A 26,461-nucleotide genomic window follows, 5' to 3' on the forward strand; every position below is an offset into this window, starting at 1 on the left:
CCGGGCCTGATAAGTAAAGAAATATCTTAACTAACGGTGCCGACAATCTCCAGGCGGGCATCATCCGGCACTTCGTTATAGGAGAGCACCTGCAAACCGGCGGCAAACAGCCGTGCGTAGCGGGCGATCAGCGGGCGCAGCTGCGGTGTGACCAGCAGCACCTGCGTCAGGTTCTGCGCCTTCAGTTGCTCATGGATCACCGGCAAGGTGGATTGCAGCTGGGTGAGAATATTAGGATCCACCGGGAAGCTGTCGAGCGCGATCTTGCCCGCCTGCTGCGCCTGATTCAGCGCCGCCAGCAGCAGATTCTCCAGATCGCTGTCGAGCGTAAAGGCTGACAGCGGTTTATGATCCGGCGCGATCGCCGCCACCATCGCCCGGCGCAGGGCAAAGCGCACGTCTGCCGCCAGCAGGATCGGATCTTTGGTCACCGCCGCGCTCTCCACCAGCGTGGTGGCAATGGTGGCGATATCCTTCAGCGATACCTGATCCTGCAACAGTAGCCGGTGGATCTTCAGCTGCTGGCTGTAGTTCAGCGCGGCGTTGAGATCCTCCGCCAGCTTCGGTGCCATACTGGCCAGTCGTTCGTTCAGGGCGGTGATATCCTCATAATTGAATAGCTCCGGCAGGTTCTCACGCGCCACTTTATTGACATGAGTCGCCACCACGCTGGCGCAATCCACCACCTGATAACCGAGGTTCAGCGCTTTGGCCTTCATCTCCGGCAAAATCCAGGTCACCGCCATGCCGTAAGCGGGATCGGTATCGAGCAGGCCATCGATTTCGCCATACTGCTCGGCGGTGGGAATCGCCATCAGCCGATCGGCGTGCACTTCACCAATAGCGGTGCGCACACCGTTGATTTTTATCGCGTACTGCGCCGGTTTGAGGTGAAAATCTTCGCGAATGGCGATCTCCGGCAGCAGCACGCCGCTGGTTTCGGAGACCACCTGTCGTACGCCGCGAATACGCTGGGTCAGCGGGCTGCCTTTGGCTTTATCCACCATGGTCACTAGCTTATAGCCCAAATTCAGGCCAACCGGCTCGATCAGCGGAATGCTCTGCCAGCTGACGCTCAGGCCATCATCTTCCGGCTGCAACGCCTGCTGAATGGCGCTGATATCGTTCTCGTTCTGCGTTGCTGGCTGCACGCGGCGGTTCTGGCGCCAGGCGGCAAACAGCAGCAGGCCGGTAAAGGTTAAAAACACCGTGTGCGGCATGCCAGGCACTACCGCCAGCACAAACATTACCAGTGCGGCGGTGTAGAGCGTCGAGGGTTTTGCCAGCAGCTGCGATTTGATCTCGTCGCCAATGTCGTTGCCGTCGCTGACGCGGGTCACGATGATCGCGGCGGCGGTTGCCAGCAGCAGCGAGGGAATCTGTGCCACCAGACCATCACCGATGGTCAGCAGAACATATTGCTCAAACGCCTGCCCGGCGGGCAGATTGTATTTGAAGATGCCGATCAAAATGCCGCCCAGCACGTTGATCAACAGGATCATGATCCCGGCTACGGCGTCACCGCGCACAAACTTCGACGCGCCATCCATCGCACCGTAGAAATCCGCTTCGTTGGCGACATCTTTGCGCCGCTGACGCGCCTCTTCCTGATTGATCAACCCGGCGTTGAGATCGGCGTCGATCGCCATCTGTTTGCCCGGCAGCGCATCAAGGGTAAAGCGCGCCGAGACTTCAGAAATACGCTCGGCGCCTTTGGTGACCACCACGAAGTTAATCATCAGTTCGGTGTCGGAAGATGAACGGCGGGAGATCGTGGCGCAGATGCACCATACCTCGTTCTTCGATAACTCCGATTTTAACCCGTTCGCCTTTGGCAGCCATCAGGGTTCGGCGCCGGTGACGACGCAGATTGAGGTGGCAACGGACGCGGAGCTGGCCACCAGCAGCCTGCCGACCGCTCAGGCGGAACTGCGTGCCGATGGCGGATCGATCAACAGCGCAACTCGCGACTCGACGCCGCCGCTGGCGGACCCGGCAGAAAGTTTGAGCAGCGTGATCTCGCGCTCCGACAGCGAGCTGGAAAAGCTGCGCCAGGTGATCCTCAATATCGCCACGCTCTATAACGCGCAAAATAACCTGTCGCTGGAGAAGGTGCCGCAGGGGCTGCGTATTCTGATTCAGGACAACAGCGATCGCACCATGTTTCCCCGCGGTAGCGCGGTGCTAATGCCCTATTTTGCGCGGCTGCTGACCGAGCTGGCGCCGGTGTTTAACCGCATCGATAACCAGATCATGATCACCGGCCATACCGATGCGGCGCGTTACAGCGACAACGCCGCCTACAACAACTGGAATCTCTCCGGCGACCGTGCGCTGGCCGCCCGGCGCATGCTGGAGCGCGGCGGGCTGGAATCGGCCCGCGTGATTCAGGTGAATGCCATGGCGGCGCGCATGCCGCTCGATCAGCAGAATCCGTTAAGTGACCGCAACCGGCGCATTGAAATCATGGTGTTAACCGAAGCGGCCGCCGAAACGCTGTATCAATTTTATGGTCATCAGGGCGAGAAGGTGGTGAAGCCCGCGATGCAACGAATCCAGTAGCCCGTCAGTGCCTTAGAACCTCGTGGTTCAGCCGGTGATTATCGTCACCGGTTTTTTTTTGCCTGAATTTGACTTAGTGATTAATTGTTAAGCATTTTTTGTGATGAAAACGTAGCGGAAGGTGTTGTGAGTTTGTGAAAATTTGCCACAATTATAGCTCATCATTCCGCCTGCCTGGAGATGGCTTATGTGTCCTCCCATTGTGCCCGTGTCGTCATTACTGCTTTCCATGTCCTTTGCGGCTGGCACTTTTTCTGCCGGCGCATCTGCCAATCCGCTGCATCTGATGCTGGCCACCGTCGATAACGGCGTGCCCAACAACCCGCTACCGCTGATTATCTATCCGCGCGTCGCGCTGCGTGAACTGGAAGAGGGTGAAGAGGAGGATATCGCTGGCTGGTTTGAAAAGACTTTTGCACAGCATCACTGGACGCCGCGCTGGCGCTATCCAATCCATCCTTATACCCATTATCATCCGAATACCCATGAGCTGCTTGGCGTAGGCGCGGGATGGGCAGAAGTGCTGTTTGGCGGTGACAATGGCCGCATGGTCACGCTGCGCGCCGGGGATGCGGTGCTGATTCCGGCGGGCGTCGGCCATAAGCAGGTCGCCGCCAGCGAAGATTTTTTCTGCGTCGGCGCCTATCCCAATCAGATGGAGCCAGAAACGCTACGTGATGATAAAAGCCTGCTGGAGCGCTCGCAGGAACGCATCAGTCACGTGCCGTTACCAGAGAGCGATCCGCTGACCGGCGGAGAAGGTGCGCTGACCCACTTCTGGCATCCGGTAGCGCAACACTAGTTGTCGTGCAGGGATGATCCTGCTGCTCTGCCAGACGCAGCAGCAGGCGATGACCGATATCATTGCGCCAGTTAAAGCTGTTCTGTAACACCACCACCGCCGTACCGTGGCGGCGATCCAGCCCAATGTAGCTGGCGAAGCCGCCAATAAACCCCGACTGATAGAGAATCTGCTGACCAAACAGCGTGTTTTGCAGCCAGCCCAGCGCCGCATCATCGTGGCCGGGCGTGCTAATCCGCACTCGCATCGCATCCTGAAATGCCGCATCGAGCGTGGCATCGCCGCTGCCCTGCAAGTGCGCTTGCGCGTAACGCAGCAGATCGCTGCTGGTTGACCACAACGCGGCCGCGCCCACCATGTCGCCGTGAAACTGCCAGTCCGGCACCGGCTGGCCGCGCGACATAAATTTAGGCTGGTCGCCCGCGTGACCTACGGCGCGATCGGCGTTGTCGGGCAGCGCATCTGGCTGATAGCCGGTGTGGCGCATCGCCAGCGGCTGCAAAATTTGCTTTTCAACCCAGTTTTGCGGCGGCTGGCCGCTTTTCAACAGCACGGCGCGATCGAGCAGCGCGTAGCCAAGATTGGAATAGACCACCTGCGGCTGCGGCGGGCGATGAAAGCCAGCCAGCCAGCGTCGGTAGTCGCCGCGATCGAGATCCTGATAAAAGGGCGCGCCGGTAAACAGGTAATCGACCAGTCTTGCCAGCATCGCGCTGTTGGTGATCTGACGCGGCAGCCCGGCGCTGTGGGTGGCCAACTGCTCCAGGGTAATACGTTGGGCATCGGCGCTCAGCGCGTTGGGATCGGGCAGCAGCGTGCCAAGGTTATCCTGCCAGTTCAGCTGCTGATGTTGCACCAGCCACGCGGTCGCTTCGGCGGTAAAACCTTTGCTCAGCGATCCGATGGCAAAGCGCGTATCGCCGGTTACCGGCGCTTTTCTGGAACTATCCAGATAACCGTAGTTGAATAGTTGGCGCCCACCCTGTGCGTCGAGCACCGCAATGCTGATGCCCGGCGTTTGTTGCAGTTGCGGCAACGCAAGGGCGTCAACCTGCTGCCACAGCGGCGCACCGCAGACGGCCAGATGCATTGCTCGCGCAGAGAGATCGATGTGATTGCTGGAGAGCGTGCCGCAGCCGCTCAGGCACAGCGTCAGGGCCATTCCGCACAATAATTTGGGCGATAACATAGGGGCACAAACAGGCGAGGTGAAACGTGGCGGCAAGTCTACCGGTATGAGGTGGGATCGCTCAAGACATAATCAGCCATGGGCAGCGATTTACGTTATTTATCCCGCTGATTTGGAAATAAACAACATAATAACGGCCCGCCGCCCTGGCTGCATTACACGAACGTATTAAGAGAAGGGCTAAAAAGTTTCCTAAAAATAAAGGTACGAACTCTGACCAGTTAACGAAAAAACAGAATATCAATCAGACAAGATTATTTCTTTTCGCCATTTCGTTTATTTCTACAATGCTTTTTATCCCCAGCTTTCTCAGGATTTTTACCTTATAGGTGCTGATGGTTTTATTGCTCAGGCAGAGCTGCGCAGCAATCTCTTTATTTGACTGTCCAGACGCCAGGCGAACCAGCACCGACAATTCCCGGCGCGACAGGCTCATTAAACGGCGGCTTTCGCTGTCGCGATCTTCACTCTCCAGGTCGACCTGCAACGGATAATAGCGTTCGCCTTTGTTGACGGCGCGAATAGCCACCAGTAGCTGGCTGATATCATGGCTTTTATAAACAAAGCCTTCCACGTTCAGCTGCAGGCAGCGCTGTAAATGGTATTCACTTTCCGACGCGGTCAATACGATAATACGCTGCCTTGAGTTTATTTTTTTAAGTATTTCAATAACCTGAATGCCATCCCTGCCAGGGATGTTGAGATCCATAATCACCAAATCGGGACGGTGCAACCCGACGTCAGCGATAACCGAAAGCCCATTCTCAGCAATCCCAGCGATCTCATATCCATTGGCGCGTAGAAACGCTTTAATTCCCGTACATATGATCGGATGGTCATCAACAATAAAAATAGTTTTAATCATGTGCCTTTCCCAGAAATGCGATGAGCTAAATTGACTGCTGCTTTGTTAAACGACGGTGTTACCACAGCCGTTAATTACAAAGCCGGTGCTTCCCTGACCATTATTGCCGCCTCTGGATGAGACCAATTTGAGACTTGTCTCTAAAAAAGACTAAAAAGGAATTTTATAATAGTATTTGCTGTCGAAATTAATCAGCCAGCGCAATTCTAATGCAAATTGCTATTTTGTTGCCACCTGCTTTTATAATCAGTTAATCCGCAGCGCAGCAGAACCGGCGCGGCGTGCTAATTGTCCTGCAAGTCACGTGGCGTCTGGCATGGCGACAGGGAAAAAATCGCTAGCATGATGCCGGTTGGCTGAATATTTCCTTACCGTTGCCGATAAACTCTCTATGTAAGACGTGATAATCATGTGTCAGTAACCTTTGTTCAGCGTCGCGCTGAACAACAAGGCCGAGTTATCGCTGGACCTTTTCCGGCGAGTCAACACACAGCACGATGACAGGCAAATCAGAATGAACAACAACGACGATATTTTGTATCGATTGCTGGTGCAAAGCGTAGTGGATTACGCCATTTATATGCTCATGCCGGATGGCACCGTGGCCAACTGGAATGCCGGTGCGCAGCGGGCCAAGGGTTACACGCCCGAGGAGATCGTGGGCAAAAATTTTGCGCAATTTTATACCCAGGAAGATCGCGATAAAGGCATGCCGCAGCGCGGCTTAAGCATCGCCCGCGAAACCGGGCGTTTTGAAACTGAAGGCTGGCGGCTGCGCAAAGATGGCAGCGCCTTCTGGGCACATGTGGTGATCGACGCCGTGCATGACGACAGCGGCCAGCTGATCGGCTTTGCCAAGATTACCCGCGACCGCACGCAGGAGCAGGAAGCGGAGCGCAAAGTGCGCGAGCAGGAGGCGAAGTTCCGCCTGCTGGTGGAAGGGGTCACCGATTACGCCATCTACATGCTCGATCAGGATGGCCTGGTGGTGAACTGGAATGCCGGTGCGCAACGTGCCAAAGGCTATGTGGCCGAAGAGGTGGTCGGCAAGCATTTCGGTATTTTTTACAGCCTGCAGGATCGGCTCACCTATCTGCCGGAACGTAATCTACAAACCGCGTGGCGCACCGGCCGCTTTGAAGATGAGGGCTGGCGCTACCGCAAAGATGGCACCACCTTTTGGGCGCACGTGATCATCGACGCTATTCGTGACGAGAGCGGCCAGCTGATTGGCTACGCCAAAATTACCCGCGACTGCACCGAACAGCAGCGCGTGGAGCGCGAACGGCGCGAACAGGAGACCAAATTCCGCCTGCTGGTGGAAGGGGTCACCGATTATGCGATTTATATGCTGGATCTACAGGGCCGGGTGGTGAACTGGAACGCCGGTGCGCAGCGGGCAAAAGGCTATCTCGCCAGCGAAATTCTCAACAAACATTTTTCCGTGTTTTACAGTGCGCAGGAGCGCCTGGACAAAGCGCCGGAGGCCAATCTTCAGATAGCGTTCACCTCTGGCCGTTTCGAAGACGAAGGCTGGCGTTACCGTAAAGATGGCAGCGCGTTCTGGGCACATGTGGTGATCGACGCCATTCATGACGATAACGGTAAGCTGATTGGCTACGCTAAAATCACCCGCGACGTGACGGAAAAGCGCGAGCAAGAACAGCTGCTGCTGCGCGCGAAAGATCTGGCAGAAGCGCAGAGCGCGCAGATGGAATCGCTGTCGAACTTTCTTGATAACATCATCAGCAATATACCTTCCTGCGTGATTGTGGAAGACGCTGTTTCACGCGAAATTCTGCTGATCAATGACAAAGCAGAACAGCTGTTCGGCACCACCAAAGCGCAGTTTCAGCATCGTCGTCCGCAGGATTGTATGTCGCCCGAGCTGAGCGACTACTTCAACGATTTAGCGGATATCGCCTTGCGTACCGAAGGCGTGCATCAGTGTGAGCAGTTACTCACCACCTCGACCGGTGAACGCATTCTGCATTCGCGCGCCACCACCATCAAAGGCGAGGATGCACGCCAGGACTACGTCATGCTGATTGTCGAAGACGTGACCGATCAGCGGGAAGTCGACGCACGCATTCGTCATATGGCGCACCACGATAATCTCACCAGCCTGCCGAACCGCGTGCTGTTCCGTCAGCGACTCAGCGAGGCGCTGCGCGCCGATGCCCAGCATCACAAGCTGCTGGCGGTGCTGTGCCTCGATCTCGACAACTTCAAAAATGTGAATGATGCGCTGGGCCACCAGATTGGCGACGAACTGTTGCGATCGGTAGCGAAACGGCTACGCGGCGTGATCCGCGACAGCGATACGCTGGCGCGCATCGGCGGCGATGAGTTTGCCATTGTGCTGCCGGGGCTGGATAAGCTGGATGAGGCGAGCGCGCTGGCATCGCGCCTGATTGAAGCGATTCGGCCACCGGTTAACATCGAAGGGCATAATCTGACGGTGGGGCTGAGCGTTGGCATTGCGCTGGCCAGCAGCGCGATCGGTTCATCGGAACATCTGCTGCGCTGTGCCGACATGGCGCTGTATGAGGCTAAGCGCAATGGCCGCAACCGCTATGAACATTTTACGCTGGCGATGGATGACGCGGCCCGCACGCGGCGCATCATCGAAAACGACCTGCGCGAAGCGATCACCAACAAGCAACTTAAGCTCTATTATCAACCGATTACCGACGCCGAACACACCAATATTCTCGGCTATGAAGCGCTGATGCGCTGGCACCATCCGGTTAAAGGGCTGATTATGCCCAACGACTTTATTCCCATCGCTGAAGAGACCGGGCTGATTCATATGCTGGGCGCCTACGCGCTGTATGAGGCGTGCCGCGAAGCGGTGAGCTGGGCGGGCGAGCAGACCATTTCGGTGAACCTGTCGCCGATGCAGTTTAAAAACAGCTCGCTGGTGTCAACGGTGGAAGCGGCGCTGCGCGATTCCGGCCTGAGCCCGCACCGGCTGGAGGTGGAGATCACCGAATCGGTGCTGCTGGACGATTCGCTCGGCAACATTCGCACCCTGCAAAACCTCAAGGCGCTGGGCGTGATGATCGCGCTGGATGATTTTGGCACCGGCTATTCATCGCTCAGCTACCTGCGCTCGTTTCCCTTCGACAAAATCAAAATCGACAAGTCGTTTATCAACGACATGGGCGACAGCCGTGAGGCGCTGGCGATCATTCGCGCCATCACCGGCATGAGCCGCAGTCTGGATATTCAGATCACCGCCGAAGGCGTGGAAAGCAGCGAACAGTTCCTCAAGCTGCGCGAAGAGGGCTGCACGCTGTTTCAGGGCTACTTTTTTGGTCGACCGCAGCCGTCGGAACTGCGGCTGGAGAGTCTGGAACAACAATGCTGGCTACAGGGCGGAAGCCTGCTGCCATCGATATGAACACTGAGGGTAAAGATGAAAACGGAAACGAATGCGATGCCGGAAGGGAAGATGCTGATTCAGGATATGGCCGAGGCGATGCTGTTGCAGCCGGGCCTGCAAAAGCTGCGTGAAGAGCTGCATCTGTCGCAAAAAAACGTCGCCGAAGGCATGGGCATCAGCCAGCCCGCGGTGGCGCAAATTGAGCAGCGCGGCAACGAAATCAAGCTGGATACCCTGAAGCGTTACGTTGAGGCGCTGGGCGGCAAACTGAGCATCACGGTTGAACTGCCCGATGGCAGCGGGCGTATTTTTCACCTGTAGCGCTGTGCTATTCGTACAGTCCTTCCTGGCGCACCGGCGCCTGCTGACGCAGGCGGCGCACCGTTTCGCCGTTGACCAATTTTCCGGCGAGCAGCAGGTTGCCGCACGGGCCGCCGGGGTTGAGCAGCCGCTGTTGCAGTACGCGCACCGCCTCGCTGCCCAGTTCGTTGCGCGGAACCTGTACCGAGGTCAGGGCGATATCGTGAATCGCCGCCAGGTTGAAGCCATCCATGCTCATGACCGAGATATCCTGCGGCACGCGCAGACCGGCATTTTGCAGCGCGCTCATGGCGCCCATCGCCATAAAATCGCCACCGGCGAGGATCGCCGTTGGCCGCTTGTTGGCTGGCGTGCGCTGTAGCCAGGCGCTAACCCGCTGCTCCGCCTCGGCACTGCCAAAGCCCTCGACGGTCAGCAGATGGCGGCGCTCATCCATGTAGAGATTGTTGGCACGCCAGGCGTCACGCACGCCCGCCAGACGCTGCGCCATGGTGTAACGGCGCAGGCAGTGCAGGGTCAGTAGCTGGCGGTGTCCCTGCTCAAACAGATAGTTAGCGGAAAAATGGCCGATTAGCTGATGATCGGGCGACACGGCGGGCAACCGCATGCGCTGATCAAGGCAGTTAATCAGCACGCACGGCTTGTTCAGCTCGGCCGCCAGCTGATGAATATGTCGGTCATCGATGCCCACGATGATCGCCGCGTCGGTTTCCGGCTGGTGCATCTTCTGCAGAAATAGCGCGGCGTCGCTGTCCAGCTCATCAATACCGCAGTAGCGCACGCGCACATCGTGATGGTTCAGCGCCTGATGAATGCCCTGAATCACCTTGTAGTAGAAGATATCCGTACGCTGATCAAAGGCGCGCGGCGGCGCAAACACCAGCAGATTATTCAGCAGCAGGCGGCCAGCGGTAAGGTTCTCCATGACGCCGTGCTGCCGGGCGATGGCCAGCACCTTTTCACGGGTGGCGGCGCGGGTGTTTGCTTTGCCCGCCAGCACGCGCGACACGGTGGCAATCGACAGGCCCGCCTGCGCCGCAATTTCCCTGATATTGAGCTTTCCTTTCATTTTGTGATCCCACGCATATTACGCCATGAAAAATTTTTCATTATGCAGAAAGCCACGTCATAACGGTCTGCATTCCCGCTGGCTTTTGGCGCTGTAGTGTCCCATGTAAAAGTTTTCAAAAAAGTGGCTGTACCCACGTTTTTGCCTTGATTAGCTTCACAGCAGGTCACGTTTTCCTCTCATCCTCGAACAGATGAACCCCTTCGACCTGGCAGCTGCCGGGCAACATGTGGAGCAGAAACATGCACGTGGATAGCAATACTAAACCGGTCGCCGCGGTGACCAGTCGGCGGATCTTTCGCAATCTGCGCTGGTGGATGCTGGCGCTGTTCTTGCTCGGCGTTACCGTCAACTACATCACCCGTAATTCACTCGGCATTCTGGCGCCGGAGCTGAAAACCAGCCTGAACATGACCACCGAGCAATATTCGTGGGTGGTGGCGGCGTTTCAGCTCGCCTATACGCTGTTTCAGCCGGTGTGCGGCTGGCTGATTGATGTCATCGGTTTAAAGATGGGCTTTCTGATCTGTGCCATTTTCTGGTCGCTGATGTGCCTGCTGCATGCCGGTGCCGGAAGCTGGCTGCAGCTGGCGATCCTGCGCTTCTTCATGGGTGCATCGGAAGCGGCGGCCACCCCGGCTAACGCCAAGGCGATTGGCGACTGGTTCCCGAAAAAAGAGCGGCCGATTGCCGCTGGCTGGGCGGGCGTCGGCTTCTCGCTGGGCGCCATGCTGGCCCCGCCGATTATCTACGTGGCGCACATCAGTTTTGGCTGGCAGGGCGCGTTTCTGCTCTCCGGCGCGATTGGCCTGGTGTGGGTGGCGCTGTGGGCCTTTCTCTACCATTCACCGGAAACCCATCCGCGCCTCTCCGACGAAGAACGCGCCTTTATCAGCCAGGATAACGAGCCACCGGCGGTGCGGCTGCCGTTTTTCCGGGCGCTGAAAATCATCGGCAAAGACAAACGCTTTTACGGCATTGCGTTACCGGCGTTTCTCGCCGAGCCCGCCTGGGCGGTGCTGAGCTTTTGGGTGCCGCTCTATCTCGCCAACGAACGCGGCATGGATCTGAAACAGATCGTGATGTTCGCCTGGCTGCCGTTTTTGGCGGCGGATCTCGGCAGCGTCGCCAGCGGTTATCTGACCAAACTCTATACCCGCTGGTTTGGCTGTACGCGCGTCAACTCGGTGGTGGCCAGCTCGGTAACCGGTGCGGTGCTGATGCTGTCGCTGGCGGCGATGACCCAGGTGAAAGACCCTTATCTGGCGATCGCGCTGATCTCCCTCGGCGGCTTCGGCCATCAGATCATCTCCTGCATGCTCAGCGCGCTGGTGGTGGAGAAGTTCGATCGCGGCCAGATGGCCACGGTCAACGGCATGCGCGGCTCCTGCGCCTGGATCGCCAGCTTTATCTTTTCGCTGATTATCGGCGTCACCGCCGACACCGTGGGCTTCAACCCACTGTTTATCGCAATGGGGTTCTTTGACCTTATCGGCGCCATTTTTCTGGTGATCTGGATTGCCGATCGCCGCTCTGCTAAAGATTCAGGAAAGACACAATGAAAACCTTAAAACAGTGGCAACTGGCGCAGCAAACCGACGCTTTTATCGAACTGAAGGTGGATGGACGTCATCTGTTCCGCCTGTACGTATTGGGCGACGGCGTGATGCGCGTGCTGATTAAACGCGAGGGCGTGCTGGCTCTGCCGCGCAGCTGGAGTATTGCGCCCGCAGATGATGTGCCGTGGCAGGGGCGTGACCGTGAATCGCTGGCGGGCTTTACGCCGCCCGGCTATCAGCTGGAGCAACAGCAGGATCGACTGCTACTCACCAGCGGCCGACTGCGCGTTACCGTGCACCAGCCGCTGTGGCTCGCCTGGGAATATCACGATGGCAGCGACTGGCAGCCGCTGGCGGAGGATCGGCATACCGGCGCCTATCTGCTCGACGCACAGGGCAACGGCGTTGAGCACTATCAGCGCCGTCAGGCCGATCAGCGCTTTTATGGCCTCGGCGAGAAGAGCGGCGATCTCAACCGCGGCGGCCGCCGTTTTGAGATGCGCAACCTCGATGCGATGGGCTACAACGCCGCCAGCACCGATCCGCTCTACAAGCACATTCCGTTCACCATCACCCAGCGCGGCAACGCCAGCTTTGGCCTGTTTTATGACAACCTGAGCAGCAGCTGGTTTGATCTCGGCAACGAGCTGGATAATTATCATCCCGCCTATCGCCGTTACCGCGCCGAAGCGGGCGATCTCGACTACTGGTTGCTGCTCGGCCCGCGCGTGCTCGACGTCACCAAGGCGTTTGTGCGCCTGACCGGCCGCACGCTGTTCCTGCCGAAGTGGAGCCTGGGCTACAGCGGCTCGACCATGCATTACACCGATGCGCCCGATGCGCAGCAGCAGCTGCTGAAGTTCATTGAACTGTGCCGCGAGCATCAAATCCCCTGCGATTCGTTCCAGCTGTCGTCGGGGTATACCTCAATCAACAACAAGCGCTACGTTTTTAACTGGAACTACAGCAAGGTGCCGCAACCGCAGGCGATGAGCCAGGCCTTTCATGACGCCGGGCTGAAGCTGGCCGCCAATATCAAACCCTGTCTGTTGCAGGATCATCCGCGCTATCAGCAGGTGGCGGAGCAGGGGCTGTTTATCCGCGATTCAGAGCAGGACAGCCCGGAACGCTCGGTGTTCTGGGATGACGAAGGGTCGCATCTCGATTTCACCAATCCGGCCACCGTGCGCTGGTGGCAGGAGAACGTTACCAGCCAGCTGCTGGAAATGGGCATCGACGCCACCTGGAACGACAATAACGAATATGAAGTGTGGGACGGCGAGGCGCGCTGCCACGGCTTTGGTGATGAGATCGCCATCAAGCATATCCGCCCGGTGATGCCGCTGCTGATGATGCGCGCCTCGATGGAAGCGCAGCAGCGCTTTGCGCCGGAGAAGCGGCCCTATTTGATCTCGCGCTCCGGCTGCGCCGGTATGCAGCGCTATGTGCAGACCTGGAGCGGCGATAACCGCACCAACTGGCAGACGCTGCGTTACAACACGCGTATGGGCATCGGCATGAGCCTGTCGGGGCTGTATAACGTCGGTCACGATGTGGGTGGCTTTTCCGGCGATAAACCCGATGCCGAGCTGTTTATCCGTTGGGTACAGAATGGCGTGATGCACCCGCGTTTTACCATTCACTCGTGGAACGACGACGCCACGGTCAACGAGCCGTGGATGTATCCGGCGGCAACGCCTGCGGTGCGCGAAGCGATTCGGCTGCGCTACCGGCTGATGCCTTATCTCTATACGCTGCTCTGGTTGGCGAGCAGCGAAGATGAGCCAATGCTGCGCCCGACCTTCCTCGATCATGAGCATGATGCGCGCACCTTTGAGGAGAACGATGAGTTTCTGCTGGGACGCGATCTGCTGGTGGCCAGCGTAGTGGAGCAGGGCGCACGTCAGCGCACGCTCTGGCTGCCTGAACAGCCGCACGGCTGGTATGACTGGCACAGCGGCGCGTGGTTTGCCGGTGGTCAGCAGATTACGCTGGAAGCCCCGCTGGAGCGTCTGCCGCTGCTGGTGCGCGCCGGTGCCGCCTTGCCGCTGGGCAACGCTTACGGCTGTGATGCCTCGATAGCGGATACCACGCGTCAGCTGGCGATCTGGCCGTTATCGGCGGGCGAAAGCGGCGGCATGCTGTTTGAGGATGATGGTGAAAGCCACGGCTGGCGCGACGGTCATGCGCTGTGGCTGCGCTGGACAATACGTTGCGATGCTGAGCGCATCGATATCCATTTTGAACAGCAGGGCGATTACCGTCCGGCATGGCGTGAACTGGAACTGCTGCTGCCGCCAGGCGAGCAGCGTACGCTCTGTGTGCAGGGCGAAGAAAGTCGGCGTTTCACGCTGGCATAGCGAAAATGCCGCAACAAAAAGGGCGCCGAAAGGCGCCCTTTTGCGATGCTATAAACCGGTCGTTATGCTGACGGGCCGTGGCTGTTGGCGTTCATGCGCGCCAGATCTTTGTCGATCAGGAACAAGCCTTTGCCAGAAGAGCCGACCATCGCCAGTTTATCCAGCACGGTTTTGAACAGCTTCTCTTCTTCGTGCTGCTCGGAAACGTACCACTGCAGGAAGTTAAACGTCGAGTAATCCTGTGACATCATCGCCGCGTGTGCCAGCTCGTTGATTTTGCTGGTCACCAGCTTTTCATGTTCGTAGGTCTGCTCAAACAGTTCGGCGAGCGAATTAAACGATACCGGCGGGGCATTCAGGGTGCCGATAACCGGCATCGCGCCGGTGTCGCTGAGGTAATCGAACAGGCGCTGCATGTGTTCCATCTCTTCACGCGAATGCTCTTTCAGAAACGCCGCGGCGCCTTCCAGGCCTTTGTCGGCACACCATGCGCTCATCTGCAGATAGAGATTAGCGGAGTAAAATTCGAGGTTTAACTGCTCGTTCAGTTTGCCGGTCATTTCGTTAGTTAACATGCCGTCACCCTTAAAATGGTTAATCAATTTAGCATCAGATGCGGCGAAGTATGCAGCAATACCGGGCAAAACTGAACTCTTTTTTGGTAAAGGCGCTCGCTTATTTTGTTGATTTTAAAGATAATTAATTCGATTATTGAATAGCAGTAGTTATCATTCCGCTTTCAGCCAAAGGATAACGCTTTCTGCTGATGCCTCGGCGACAATGGCAGCCTGTACAGCAGCTTGCGTGCGGTCATGCCGCTCAGTCGCACGCGAGTTGCCGGTTGCCACCTCGACCGGGAGCACGCATTTATCCCCTTATCTCACGTTAATACTGGAGCATGCCCGATGACCGATTCAACCCTGCTGGCGGGTGCTTTTGTGCTGGCCGTTCCCGATCTGTCGCGCAGCGCGGCGTATTTCCGTGACGTGCTGGGCTTTACGCTCGCCTGGCCGGAGGCGTCTGGCTGGCAGCTGGCGACGCGCGGTGCCGTGCGCATTATGCTCGGCCACTCGCCCGACGCGATGCTGCCTTCCGCCACTGGCGATCACAGCTATTTTGCCTATCTCTACGTTGACGATGCCGCTGCGCTTTACGCTGAGTTTGCCCGCAACGGCGCCATTCTGCCGCAGCCGCCAGAGGATAAGCCGCACGGCATGCGCGAGTTCAGCGTAGTAACGCCCGACGGGCACCGCATGATGGTCGGTGAGGATCTTGACTAAACGCGCCGCTTAACAAATGTCACACTTTAGCGCGTAATCGTGCATCTTATCGCTGGCGGTGTGCCTGCGACGCTTTATCATCGGCCAGCTAACGATGACAAAGCGTGTGATAATTTTCTGTGAATTTGCGTAATTTTGAGGCCGAAGAGCGGCTGTTTGTCCGTCGCGCCTGCGTGGCGATGGTGCTGGTAATCGCCTGCTTTGCCATTCTCGCCTGCAATCTTTACCGTTTGCAGATTGATGAACATGGCTATTATCAGACCCGATCCAATCAAAACGACATCAAGATGATCCCCATCGCGCCGACGCGCGGCCTGATTTACGATCGCAACGGCATTCCGCTGGTGAAAAACGTCACCTGGTACGACATCCAGATCACGCCTTATAAGGTCAGCGATATGGCGGCCACATTGCAGGCGCTGACGCCGCTGATTAACCTGACGCCGGATGAGATCGACACCTTTAAACATGACCTGAAACAGAGCAGCCGCTATAAGCCGGTGATCCTGAAAAGCGAGCTCAGTGATGAGCAGGTGGCGCGGTTCGCGGTGAATCAGTATCGCTTTACCGGCGTGGCGGTGGAGAGCTATCAGGATCGGCAGTATCCCTATGGCGCCGAGCTGGCACACGTGGTTGGCTACGTCTCAAAAATCAACGACGCCGATGACAAGCGGCTCAGCGCGGCGGGCATCGCGGAAAGCTACGCTGCCGATCACAACATCGGCAAGCAGGGCATTGAAGGCTTTTACGAGTCGCTGTTGCACGGCAAGCCGGGCTATCAGGAGGTCGAGGTGGATAACCATGGCCGCGTGGTGCGCGTGCTGAAAGAGGTGCCGCCGGTAGCCGGAAAAAACCTCACTCTGACGCTCGATCTGCATCTGCAACAGTATATTGAACGCCAGCTGGCCGGGCAGCGGGCCGCGCTGCTGGTAGAAGATCCGCGCGACGGCGGCGTATTAGCGATGGTCTCCAGCCCGAGCTACGATCCCAATCCTTTTGTGAAAGGCATCAGCTATAAAAATTATCAGCATCTGCTGGCGGATAAAAACCTGCCGCTGATCAATCGCGTGACCCAGGGCCTTTATCCACCGGCCTCAACGGTGAAACCCTATATGGCGATGTCGGCGTTGTTAACCGGCGTGATCACGCCGCAGAGCCACTTTTTCGGGGCGCCAACCTGGACGCTGCCCGGCACCGACCGGCGCTACCGCGACTGGAAGCATAGCGGCCACGGCATGCTGGACGTCACCAAAGCGATTGAAGAGTCCGCCGATACTTTCTTTTATCAGGTCGCTTATATGATGGGCATCGACCGCATTCATCAGCTGCTCAGCGAGTTTGGCTACGGCAAAGCCACCGGCATTGATCTGCATGAAGAGTACAACGGCCTGCTGCCGAGCCGCGAATGGAAGCAGCGGGTGCACAAAAAAGCCTGGTATCAGGGCGATACCATTTCGGTCGGCATCGGTCAGGGCTACTGGATCGCCACGCCGATTCAGATGGTGAAGGCGATGGTGACCTTAATCAATAATGGCCGGGTGACGCAGCCGCATCTGCTGGCGCAGGCGCAGCGTGGCAAGCAGATTACGCCCTGGCAGCCAACGCAGAGCCAGCCGCAGATTGGCAGCGCCAGTTCGCCGTACTGGTCGCTGGTGCGTCACGCGATGTTTGGCATGGCCAATGCGCCCAACGGCACCGGCTATAAATATTTTCACACCGCGCCGTACGGCATTGCGGCCAAAAGCGGCACCTCGCAGGTGTTCAGCCTGCGCAAAGATCAGACCTATAACGCGAAGATGATCCCCGTGCGGCTGCGTGACCATATTTTCTACACCGCGTTTGCGCCGTTCGATCATCCGCAGGTGGCGGTGGCGCTGATACTGGAAAATGGCGGCAGCGAAGGCGTGACTGCCGCGCCGGTGATGCGCAATATCCTCGACCATATTTTCCTGCCTGCGCCACAGCCCGCCACGGCAACGCCGTAAAGCACAGCCGCCGCAGCTATAAGCGGCGGCTGAATCCTCGCTTCAGAAGCGATACTGCAAGCCCGCCTGCACCATCCAGCTGTGGTTACTCATTCCGCCGGTGCCAGGATAATATTTAACGCCTTCTTTGTCGAAAATTTGTGTATCGGCACGCGTGAAGGAGTAGCGGGTATAGCTCGCTTCTGTTAACAGCTTAATTTGTGGCGTGACGTCGTAGCCTGCATAGAGGCGCGCTGAAATCATGTTGGCATCATTGCCTTTCTCACGAAAGGTGGCGCCGGTTAAGTAATGTTGGTCATTGGCTTTTGACTGCACCCAGTAACTGAATTTTAACAGGCCACCGAATTCAATATCATCTTTACGCCAGAGACCGGTCAAACCAATATAAGGCGCGCTGAAACGTTGTTTATAACCCAGGCTGAGTTTATCTTTGTCTTGCTCGCCAATGAGTGGCTCAGGAAAGGAGATGTAATTATCATCGTCATCAAGATCACCTCGGTAATTATATTTTCCGCCGTGCATGTTCCAGCTAAAACGGCTCTTTTGATAACCCGCCAATACGCCAGCCCGATAATGGTCGCCTTGTAAAATCCATGCACGTGCACTGAGATCGATTTCATTGGCATAATTCAGATTGGCTTTGCCCCACGAGTGCGAGGTAAAGTTTTTATCGTTGACGTCTTCCCAGTCCCAGTCGTTATTGAATCCGTTACCGCCCACGATGGTGGTCCAGCCACGCGCATTAAGGCTAAAGTGCGGGGTGATATCGTAATTAAATTCGGCATTCACTATCGGCGCGTTTTTAATCGTCCAGGTTAGCTCACTGACTTTATAATCGTCACTATACACATATTCATGGGCCTTTCCGCTGAGGAAACCAAATGATAGTGAGGTTTGCACATCTCCCTGCATTAATGAATGAGCGCTGACCTGAGACGAGAAAAGTAACGGCAGCGTTAACAGGCAAGAGGTGACGCTAAATAAAGAGGCTGAAGTTTTTTTCATGATTATTTCCTTATAATTAACCCGAGGTCATGTGCGGCGTAATGACATTACCATGGGGTTGTTTTTATTTTCAGCGGAAATAAATCAATGTTGATTTTACGTTTAATAAACTATTTAATTGCTTTTGAGGTGATTCTTGATTTAATTTTTATGAAATTGTGTGCTGAAATAATCAATAAGACCTGCTGCTCGCAGGCCATTAATAAAGAGGCGGCTCATCAATATACGGTGCAGCACACTGCTGCACCCCTTCGTTATTTCGCCTTCAGCGCTTCGGTGACGGAGCCAATGGCGCGCACCACTTCGGAGGCGCTGTCACGGATTTCAGCAATCACGCCGCCCGCTTCCTTTGCCAGCACCACGCCCTGATCGGCGCGTTTAAGATTTGATTCAATGCCTTTCAGCGCCTTATCAGCCAGCGTATGATTCTGCTGAATCATGCCTTCGATCTCGCTGGTGGCGTGATTGATGTTCGCCGCCAGGGTGCGTACTTCATTTGCCACCACCGCAAAGCTACGACCGTGTGCGCCCGCGCGTGCGGCTTCAATGGCGGCGTTGAGTGCGAGCAGGTTGGTCTGATTAGCGATGCTGCGGATGCTCTCAACGATAAAGGCGATGCGTTCAGACTGCTCGCTGAGATCGGAGATATCGCCCGAGATGCCCTGCAGTTCACCGGCCAGGTCATGCATGGTTTGCACACTGTTTTCAATTACCGTGGCACCCAACCGGGTGCTCTTATCGGTTTCCAGCGCCGTTTGATACGCCTGCGACGCCGCCTGCCGTTCAAGCAGGTTTTTCTCAACCTGGGCGGTGACGTCGGTAGCAAATTTTACTACTTCATAAAGCTGGCCGTTGCTGTCAAACACCGGGTTGTAGGTGGCGCGCAGCCATACGGTATGGCCCTGTTTATTGACGCGGGGAAACTGCCCGGAAATAAACTCGCCGCGCTTCAGCTTGTTCCAGAACTCAGTGTATTTTGCGCTGTTATAGACCGATTCGGCACAGAACATGCGGTGATGTTTGCCGCTAACCTCTTCCTCGCGATAGCCCATGGTTTTCAGGAAGTTATCGTTGGCTTTAAGCACTTCGCCTTGCAGGTTAAAAGAGATCACCGCCATCGAACGTTCAATGGCCGTGGTGATGGCGCGCTTTTCCTGTGCGTCGACAATATGCGAGGTGATATCGGTGGCCAGCTTAACGATTTTAAATACTTTGCCGCTGCGATCTTTTACCGGCACATAGTGCGCTTCCAGCCAGACCGGGCGGCCATTTTTTGCCAGGCGCAGAAATTTGCTGCTCAGGCTGTCGCCCATGCGTAGTCGTTGCCAGAAGGCAGCATAACCGGCGGAAGTGACCTCTTCAGGCGGGCAAAAAATGCGGTGATGCTGGCCAACAATTTCCGTCAGTGCATAGCCCATGCTGTCGAGAAACAGCGGATTAGCGGTGATAATGGTGCCATCTTCGCTAAACTCGATCATGGCAATGGAGCCTTTCAACGAGCTGAGCGTCGCGGACGAGTGTCGACGCGGCTGGCTGGCCATCCGCGACATTAATCCTGATGTAATGGTACTGAACATGGGGTGACCTTATTTTTTTTGTGGGTGTCCCCGCTGTTATCGGCTGAAACGGTCAGGGATTCAGCAAAAGCCGTTTGGCTGTTACCTTTTTTTACTCATTTGCGACGGCGTTGATGCAAAAGAGCGCAGTCGGTTCGCTTTTCAATGAAAAGCATTTGACGGCATTCTGCCGTTATTGTTTAATGCGCCCCGTTGCCCGAATAGCTCAGTCGGTAGAGCAGGGGATTGAAAATCCCCGTGTCCTTGGTTCGATTCCGAGTTCGGGCACCACTTATTAAAGAACCCGCCCAAAAGGCGGGTTTTTGCTTTTCAGGAGCCGAACTCCTCATCGAACGCCGTTCGATTGACTCGCCACCTCCCTGTGGCTCGCCCTGCGGGCGGACGCTGAAGCGCCCGTCAAAAACGTTCCTGACGTTTTTGTCCGAGTTCGGGCACCACTTATTAAAGAACCCGCCCAAAAGGCGGGTTTTTGCTTTTCAGGAGCCGAACTCCTCATCGAACGCCGTTCGATTGACTCACTTTTCACACCTTCGCGGCCCGTGCGGCGCTGACCAAACCATTCAGCCAGTCCTGATGACCGTTGATCATCGGGTTCGGATTCGCCAGCGCCAGCTCAGCCGCCGGTTTACCTGTCTGCGTCTCCTGAGTCAGGATGCGCACGCGCTGGCCGGATCGAAGCGTACGGGTTGCAGCAGCGTGCTGACATCGCTGATGATCTGCCGCAGCGGTTACACCAGTTCCAGCGCACGCGGCGTTGGCACCAGGCCGCGTTGCGCACGGATAAACAGCGGATCGCCAAAGGCGTCGCGCAGGCGGTTCAGCATGGCACTCATCGCCGGTTGAGTAACGCCGAGCCGTTGCGCGGCGCGGGTGACGTTGCGCTCATCAAGCAGCATCGCCAGCGCTTTCAGCAGGTGTAAATCGAGCTGGTTAAGGGTTTTCATGATCCGGGATGCCTGGCTGCTCAGTGGTAAAAGTTTGCCGCATCGCGGCACAGGCTCAATCCTCGCATTAGCCGACCGCCAGCGGCAAGCCGCGCCTTGCTACCATCGACAAACCGCACAGCGTTATAAACAAAAATACATAGCGAATGCCATACTGCGCGTCACTCCGTTTACCTTTTTGCCGACGAGGCTTACCGTGATGAAACCTTCTCTTTTATTGCCGCTGCTGGCTGCGCTGATGGCTGGCGGCGCGCAGGCGCGAACGGTCACTGACGATCTGGGCAATCAGGTTCAGGTGCCTGCGCAGGCCCGCGCCATCGCCGACGGCTGGTATGCGCATCATTCCGTGCTGATGACGCTGGGCGCCGGTGACCGCATCGTCGCCACGGTCAATCATGCCGCCGATCGGCCGTGGATGTTTGCCATTCAACCGTCGCTACAGCAGGCGCTGGCGGTGCGCGGCCGCACGTTTGAGAGCGAAGCGCTGCTGGCTCGTCGTGTCGATGTGGTGTTTGTGCCCGCCGAGGATGACGATGCCGCCGCGTATCGCCGGGCCGGTTTGCCGACGCTGGTGATGAAGTTCAACGATTTTCCGTCGATGAAGCGCGATCTGTTGACCACCGCTGAGGTCGTGGGCACCGATCGGGCACGCCAGCGCGCGCGGGCCTGGAATGCGTATCTCGATGAGAAGGTTAACGCGATCGGTGCGGTAACCCGCCATCTAAGCGAGGCGCAGCGGCCGCGCGTGCTGCACATTCAGTCGCTGCATCCGTTAAAGGTCGATGGTCGCGATACGCTGATCGACACCTGGATTCGGCTGGCGGGCGGGCGCAATGCCGCCGCGCAGGTTGCTGGCAACATGAAAGAGACGACACCGGAGAGTGTCATCGCCTGGCAGCCTGAGGTGATTATTATTGATGCCAGCGCGGGCACGCTAGAGCAGTCGGATTATGCCGCCTTGTTCAGTAGCCTGCCCGCGGTTAAACAGCATCGCGTCTGGCGAAACCCGGCCGGGGTATTTCCGTGGGATCGCTACGGCACCGAAGCAGCGCTACAGATCCAGTGGGCCGCGGCGAAGCTGCATCCGCAGCGTTTTGTCGGCATCGATATGGTGAAGATCACGCAGGATTTTTATCGGCGCTTCTTTGATTATCCACTCACTGCGCAGCAGGCTGAACGCATTCTGCACGCTGAACCGCCGCTGGCGGGTTAATCAGCCCCAGCCAAGCTGCTGTTTGATGGCGCGACGGTAGGGCGTATCGATCTGCGCAGGCACCTGTTCGATATAGTCCCTGGCGTGCTGCTGCTGTTCGCCACGCAATCCAGCCAGCCAGGCGATCGCCTCCACAACGCTGGGTATACGGCCTTCGAGCAGCGCAAAACGTGGCGGCAGGGCGGTCCAGATTACCGCATCCAGCTGGTTCTGCCGCGCCCACTGGCTGAGCGGGCCGGTTGCTGATTCACCCACCACCAGGCGGCCAACGCCGTCGGTGCGCTCCGCCGGAATCTGTTCGCGCTGGCGTAATGCTTCGCAGGCGGCGGGCAGTGAATCGGTTGCCAGCCGTGCCCAGAGCACCGGCACGGTCGCGCCGTTCAGACAGATAGCGGTAGACAGCTCGCCGCCGTCGCTCACCCGGCTAAACTCAATCGGCACCTGCGGGCCATCCGTTAACCAGCTTCCCTCAACCGGCAGCGCTTCGGTTTTCCAGATCAGCGAACCCCAACCTAAACAGGCAATATTCATCGATTTTTCCTTTATGGGTACAGTGAACAGAAGAAGGCGTGCGTGTGTCGCCTGTAAGCATAGCGGGCGAAAAGCGGTTTTTTATCAATTAAACGGGCGTAACGGCAAAAAAAGCCGGATAGACAGTAGAGAGCAGGGAAAGTGGTGAGGTTCCCGGCGATATCAGGCGCGATCGCCGGGGACGGTCAGAGCGGAATCAGCGACATTTCACCACCAGCCGACCGCGGATTTCACCCGCCATCAGCTGATGCGCGCGATCCACCGCCTCGTCCAGCGTGCATTCATCGCTGAGTGATTCCAGCAGTGCATCATCCACCAGCCCGGCGAGTTGCTGCCAAACGTGCTGGCGCTGGTCCTGCGGCACGGTAACGCTGTCGACGCCGGTGAGCGTAATACCGCGCAGAATAAAAGGCGCCACGCTGGCTGGAAAATCCATGCCCTGCGCGTTACCGCAGGCGGCTACCGCGCTGCCGTGCATCACGCTGGCGCAGAGGTTAGCCAGCGTGTGGCTGCCAACCGTATCGATCGCTGCCGCCCAGCGCGCTTTCTGCAACGGCTTGCCGGGTTTATCCAGCTCGCTGCGATCGATGATCTCAGCCGCACCAAGCTGCAGCAGATAGTCGCGCTCCTGCGGTCGGCCGGTAACGGCGCTGACCTGATAACCGAGCCGGGCGAGCAGGCTCACCGCCACGCCGCCGACGCCGCCGCTGGCACCGCTGACCACGATCGATCCGCTGGCGGGCGTAATACCTTGTTTTTCCAGCGCATTGATGCAGAGCATGGCGGTAAAGCCTGCGGTGCCGATAATCATCGCCTGGCGGGCGCTGAGGTTATCCGGCTGTTTAACCAGCCAGCCCGCTTCCACGCGCGCGCGCTGTGCCAGGCCGCCCCAGTGTCGCTCGCCGACGCCCCAGCCGGTCAGGATCACCTTATCGCCGGGGGCAAAGGTGGCATCGTCGCTGGCGCTGACCGTGCCGGCAAAATCCACGCCCGGCACCATCGGAAAGCTGCGAATAATCGGCGCCTTACCGCTGATCGCCAGCGCATCTTTGTAGTTAAGCGTGGAGTAATCGATATCCACGGTGACGTTGCCCGGCGGCAACTGGCTCTCATCTACGTCCTGTAACCGGCAGTGATAGCCTTCCGCCTCGTTATCATTAATGACCAGCGCACGAAACATAAAAGCTCCTGTAAGGGATCGGCAAAAGTAACCTTTATGATGCGACCAAATGGCGAGGTCGGCAAATTCCGCCGCGCATTTTGCTGCGCCATATCAAGCGGGTGGGGCAGAAAAGCGATCAAACGGCGCAGAAGCGTGCAGATCGCGAGGTTCAGGCAAGAAAAACCGGGTTTCGTGCATTTCGCCTTTGCCGACCCTCGGCTACGCTTTTAGCTTTCTCAGGCAGAATAACCATGAACAGCTGCGGGATAATCATCACGGCGGCGGGGTTTGGACGACGCTATCAGGCCGCGGGCGGCAAGGGCGTTAAGCTGGAACAGCCGTTAGCCAGCGGCGAGCCGCTGTTTGCCGCAGTGTTGCGCCATGCCGTGGCGTCTGGCCTGCCGGTGCAGGTGGTTACGCGGCCCGACTATCGCGGCATTCAGGCGCTGTGCATGCAGGCGAACGTGAGCTGGTGCACTATCGATTCACGCGGCATGGGCGACACCATCGCGGAAGGGGTGCGCCGCTGTTTGAACTGGCAGGGCTGGCTGATTCAGCCGGGCGATATGCCAGGCGTGCCGGTTGTGGCCTATCAGCAGGTCACGCAGGCGCTGACGCAGCGGCTGACCGCGCGGATGGTCTGGCAGCACCTGCCGGGCCATCCGGTGGGATTTGCCGCGCCGCTGCGCGACAGCCTGTTACAGCTCGCTGGCGACAGCGGCGCGAAAGCGCTGCTGCGTGAACATCCACCGTTACTGATTAGCAGCACCGATCGCGGTGTGGTTGACGATATCGATCTCCCGCTTAACACCACAGGAAAACCCTGATGCAGCATATAGATTTACAGGTGATCGATCAGGGACAGCGCTGGCTGGTGAGCCAGCCGGTTTGGCTCTGCACGGTGTTATGCACCTTTGGTTCCTCGCCGCGCCCGCCGGGCACCATGATGGTGATTACCGCCGATGGCGACTATTGCGGCTCGCTTTCCGGCGGCTGCATTGAAGAAGATTTTATCCGCCGTATTCGGCAGGGCGATTTTCAGCAGCCAAGCCAGCGCGTGCGCTATGGCGATGGCGGCCTGACGCCGGATCGCACCTTGCCCTGCGGCGGCGTGCTGGACATCCTGATTGAGCATCTGCAACCCAGTGATGACAACGCGCAGCGGCTGGCCCAGCTGCATCGTGCGCTGGCTGGGCATCTGGCGTTGCAAAAGGTGATTACGCTGCCGCACGCCTGCGAAAGGCTGGAAGAGATTGTCTGGCGCAGCAGCACGGTGGTGGAGCAGCAGGGCGATCGCATCACGCTGACGATTGCCGCACCGCCGCGACTGATCGTTGCCGGTTTGTCGACGGTGGCGCTTTACTGCGCCAGTTTTGCGGTGGCGTTGGGTTTTGAAACCATCGTCTGCGAGAACCGGCCTGATTTTTTAGCCAACTTCGCCAGCCAGCTCGATGCTGCGGTGCGGCTGGAAAAATGCTTCCCTGCCCGCTATCTGGAAGAGCAGAGCTGCCACGCCAACACCGCGGTGGTGGCGCTGACCCACGATCCGCGCATGGACGATCTTACTATGATGGAGGCGGTTCACACGCCTGCGTTTTACCTTGGCGTGATGGGTTCGCAGCGCAACAGCGCCAATCGCCGCCAGCGTCTGGCACAAATCGGCGATCTTAGCGCCGCGGATTTGACGCGCATTCATGCGCCGATTGGCATGGATATCGGCAGCAAGACGCCCGCAGAGATTGCCCTGGCGGTGATGGCAGATATCGTTAAAGCCAAAAATGGGGGGGAGAGGGCCTGAGCGCAGGCGGGCTTTCTTGTTGCCCGGAAGCGGGCGGCTTTTTGCCTTGCAGGCGGCTTTAAGGTCAATGGCTGCCTGGTTCTGCCTTGCAGGCGGCTTTAAGGTCAACGGCTATTTCGTTCTGCCCTTCGGGCCGCCCGAGCAGGGGCGGCAGTCGCCCCGCCCCTGCACCCCGGCTATCCGGCAAACACAACCGCCCGCCAAAGGCGGGTTCCCTCAGCAAAAGCATTTTCCTGACGGACCAGGCGCGATTCGCTCCTGCTCAACGCGCCCTCTCGCCGCATCCCTGCGGCTCGCCCTGGAAAACACTTTTCCCTCGGCGTTTGTGATGCCTCTTAAAGGTCAACACCCAGGTCAAAACCCAAAAGACTAAAAGCAAAGTCTTAAATAAAATCTAAATCTAAATCTAAATCTAAATCTAAATCCAAGTTTAAAACCCAAGTTCAAACTTCAAACTTCAAACTTCAAACTTGAAGCTTCAAGCTTCAAACTCCAGACCCCAGACCCCAGACCCCAGACTCCAGACTCCAGACTCCAGACTCCAGACTTCAGACTTCAGACTTCAGACTTCAGACTTCAGACTTCAGACTCCAGACTCCAGACTCCAGATTCCAGACTTCAATATGAAGATCTTTCCAATTCCAGTCCTGACTTGGAAGCACTTGAGGAGGAAAGACAGATATAACAATGCAGTAACTCGCGGCTTTTATCCCCAATCTGAAGTGCTTTTTAAGTGCTTTTTAAGTGCTTTTTAAGTGCTTTTTAAGTGCTTTTGAAGTGTCTTTTAAGGACCTTATGTTTTGGTGTTTTGGTGTTTTGGTGTTTTGGTGTTTTGGTGTTTTGGTGTTTTG

The 26,461-nt window shown here is 57.3% G+C and carries 19 protein-coding genes, 1 tRNA gene and 3 pseudogenes; 12 read left to right on the forward strand and 11 right to left on the reverse strand.

Annotated features, from left to right (window positions below; translation table 11 throughout):
* Positions 1-26 precede the first annotated feature (26 nt).
* Positions 27-1,742 (reverse strand): annotated as a pseudogene (locus ACJY2L_RS19390) (flagellar biosynthesis protein FlhA); the annotation flags it as partial.
* On the opposite strand from ACJY2L_RS19390, the gene ACJY2L_RS19395 reads away from it, so the two are divergent.
* Together ACJY2L_RS19395 and ACJY2L_RS19400 are read left to right on the forward strand one after the other, a co-directional pair.
* Positions 1,717-2,562, forward strand: a complete 846-nt coding sequence (locus ACJY2L_RS19395; protein ID WP_439213760.1) for an OmpA family protein — start codon at positions 1,717-1,719, stop codon at positions 2,560-2,562. The pseudogene ACJY2L_RS19390 and the gene ACJY2L_RS19395 overlap by 26 nt on opposite strands.
* Positions 2,563-2,749: 187 nt before the next feature.
* Positions 2,750-3,364 (forward strand): hypothetical protein, encoded by a 615-nt coding sequence (locus ACJY2L_RS19400; RefSeq protein ID WP_439213761.1) that lies wholly within the window; start codon positions 2,750-2,752, stop codon positions 3,362-3,364.
* Here ACJY2L_RS19400 and ACJY2L_RS19405 read toward each other — a convergent pair.
* Both ACJY2L_RS19405 and ACJY2L_RS19410 read right to left on the reverse strand, forming a co-directional pair.
* The gene (locus ACJY2L_RS19405) at positions 3,276-4,526 is read right to left on the reverse strand and encodes a serine hydrolase domain-containing protein (protein WP_439213762.1); all 1,251 of its coding nucleotides are present in this window, start codon (positions 4,524-4,526) and stop codon (positions 3,276-3,278) included. The two genes, ACJY2L_RS19400 and ACJY2L_RS19405, sit on opposite strands and share 89 nt — an antisense overlap.
* A gap of 271 nt (positions 4,527-4,797) precedes the next feature.
* The gene (locus ACJY2L_RS19410) at positions 4,798-5,418 is read right to left on the reverse strand and encodes a response regulator transcription factor (protein WP_209501372.1); all 621 of its coding nucleotides are present in this window, start codon (positions 5,416-5,418) and stop codon (positions 4,798-4,800) included.
* Positions 5,419-5,932: 514 nt separating this feature from the next.
* Here ACJY2L_RS19410 and ACJY2L_RS19415 point away from each other — a divergent pair.
* Positions 5,933-8,824, forward strand: coding sequence for a sensor domain-containing protein (locus tag ACJY2L_RS19415; protein ID WP_439213764.1), 2,892 nt, complete (start codon positions 5,933-5,935; stop codon positions 8,822-8,824).
* 3 nt (positions 8,825-8,827) lie between these two features.
* Positions 8,828-9,127: a helix-turn-helix domain-containing protein gene (locus ACJY2L_RS19420; RefSeq protein ID WP_371317217.1), complete on the forward strand. Its 300-nt coding sequence runs from the start codon at positions 8,828-8,830 to the stop codon at positions 9,125-9,127.
* 7 nt (positions 9,128-9,134) lie between these two features.
* Here ACJY2L_RS19420 and ACJY2L_RS19425 read toward each other — a convergent pair whose 3' ends face one another.
* A complete protein-coding gene (locus ACJY2L_RS19425) occupies positions 9,135-10,196 on the reverse strand; it encodes a LacI family DNA-binding transcriptional regulator (RefSeq protein ID WP_439213765.1) in 1,062 nt (353 codons plus the stop codon).
* Positions 10,197-10,438: 242 nt separating this feature from the next.
* Between ACJY2L_RS19425 and ACJY2L_RS19430 the strand changes: the two genes are divergently transcribed.
* Both ACJY2L_RS19430 and ACJY2L_RS19435 read left to right on the forward strand, forming a co-directional pair.
* Positions 10,439-11,758 (forward strand): MFS transporter, encoded by a 1,320-nt coding sequence (locus tag ACJY2L_RS19430; RefSeq protein WP_439213766.1) that lies wholly within the window; start codon positions 10,439-10,441, stop codon positions 11,756-11,758.
* The gene (locus tag ACJY2L_RS19435; RefSeq protein WP_439213768.1) at positions 11,755-14,115 is read left to right on the forward strand and encodes a glycoside hydrolase family 31 protein; all 2,361 of its coding nucleotides are present in this window, start codon (positions 11,755-11,757) and stop codon (positions 14,113-14,115) included. The genes ACJY2L_RS19430 and ACJY2L_RS19435 overlap by 4 nt, the downstream gene beginning before the upstream one ends.
* A 62-nt stretch (positions 14,116-14,177) precedes the next feature.
* Here ACJY2L_RS19435 and ftnA read toward each other — a convergent pair whose 3' ends face one another.
* Positions 14,178-14,690 carry a non-heme ferritin gene (gene ftnA / locus ACJY2L_RS19440; protein WP_067433675.1) on the reverse strand — a complete coding sequence of 171 codons (513 nt, stop codon included), beginning with the start codon at positions 14,688-14,690 and terminating at the stop codon, positions 14,178-14,180.
* Between the two features lie 330 nt (positions 14,691-15,020).
* On the opposite strand from ftnA, the gene ACJY2L_RS19445 reads away from it, so the two are divergent.
* Positions 15,021-15,395 (forward strand): VOC family protein, encoded by a 375-nt coding sequence (locus ACJY2L_RS19445; RefSeq protein WP_067433671.1) that lies wholly within the window; start codon positions 15,021-15,023, stop codon positions 15,393-15,395.
* Between the two features lie 119 nt (positions 15,396-15,514).
* Positions 15,515-17,380: a penicillin-binding protein 2 gene (gene mrdA / locus ACJY2L_RS19450; protein ID WP_439213770.1), complete on the forward strand. Its 1,866-nt coding sequence runs from the start codon at positions 15,515-15,517 to the stop codon at positions 17,378-17,380.
* Positions 17,381-17,422: 42 nt separating this feature from the next.
* Here the strand turns inward: mrdA and ACJY2L_RS19455 are convergent, their stop codons facing one another.
* Positions 17,423-18,385, reverse strand: a complete 963-nt coding sequence (locus ACJY2L_RS19455; protein WP_439213771.1) for an omptin family outer membrane protease — start codon at positions 18,383-18,385, stop codon at positions 17,423-17,425.
* Positions 18,386-18,639: 254 nt separating this feature from the next.
* Entirely contained in the window at positions 18,640-19,962 is a 1,323-nt protein-coding gene (locus ACJY2L_RS19460; protein WP_439213773.1) for a methyl-accepting chemotaxis protein, read from the reverse strand.
* A gap of 194 nt (positions 19,963-20,156) precedes the next feature.
* Between ACJY2L_RS19460 and ACJY2L_RS19465 the strand changes: the two genes are divergently transcribed.
* Positions 20,157-20,232, forward strand: a tRNA-Phe gene (locus ACJY2L_RS19465).
* 252 nt (positions 20,233-20,484) lie between these two features.
* Here the strand turns inward: ACJY2L_RS19465 and ACJY2L_RS19470 are convergent.
* Together ACJY2L_RS19470 and ACJY2L_RS19475 are read right to left on the reverse strand one after the other, a co-directional pair.
* A pseudogene (locus ACJY2L_RS19470) lies at positions 20,485-20,634 on the reverse strand (SRPBCC domain-containing protein); the annotation flags it as partial.
* A pseudogene (locus ACJY2L_RS19475) lies at positions 20,622-20,906 on the reverse strand (LysR family transcriptional regulator); the annotation flags it as partial. The pseudogenes ACJY2L_RS19470 and ACJY2L_RS19475, both read right to left, overlap by 13 nt.
* Before the next feature lie 199 nt (positions 20,907-21,105).
* Between ACJY2L_RS19475 and ACJY2L_RS19480 the strand changes: the two are divergent.
* A complete protein-coding gene (locus ACJY2L_RS19480; RefSeq protein WP_439213774.1) occupies positions 21,106-22,119 on the forward strand; it encodes an ABC transporter substrate-binding protein in 1,014 nt (337 codons plus the stop codon).
* Here the strand turns inward: ACJY2L_RS19480 and ACJY2L_RS19485 are convergent, their stop codons facing one another.
* Positions 22,120-22,650, reverse strand: coding sequence for a hypothetical protein (locus tag ACJY2L_RS19485; RefSeq protein ID WP_439213775.1), 531 nt, complete (start codon positions 22,648-22,650; stop codon positions 22,120-22,122).
* A gap of 196 nt (positions 22,651-22,846) precedes the next feature.
* On the reverse strand, positions 22,847-23,830 hold the full coding sequence (gene acuI / locus ACJY2L_RS19490; RefSeq protein WP_439213776.1) for an acrylyl-CoA reductase (NADPH): 984 nt from the start codon (positions 23,828-23,830) through the stop codon (positions 22,847-22,849).
* A 233-nt stretch (positions 23,831-24,063) separates the two neighbouring features.
* On the opposite strand from acuI, the gene ACJY2L_RS19495 reads away from it, so the two are divergent.
* Positions 24,064-24,639, forward strand: coding sequence for a nucleotidyltransferase family protein (locus tag ACJY2L_RS19495; RefSeq protein WP_439213777.1), 576 nt, complete (start codon positions 24,064-24,066; stop codon positions 24,637-24,639).
* On the forward strand, positions 24,639-25,610 hold the full coding sequence (locus ACJY2L_RS19500) for an XdhC family protein (RefSeq protein ID WP_439213778.1): 972 nt from the start codon (positions 24,639-24,641) through the stop codon (positions 25,608-25,610). The genes ACJY2L_RS19495 and ACJY2L_RS19500 overlap by 1 nt, the downstream gene beginning before the upstream one ends.
* Positions 25,611-26,461 lie beyond the last annotated feature (851 nt).

Source organism: Duffyella sp. Ts4 (assembly GCF_051851875.1).
Taxonomy (GTDB): domain Bacteria; phylum Pseudomonadota; class Gammaproteobacteria; order Enterobacterales; family Enterobacteriaceae; genus Duffyella; species Duffyella gerundensis.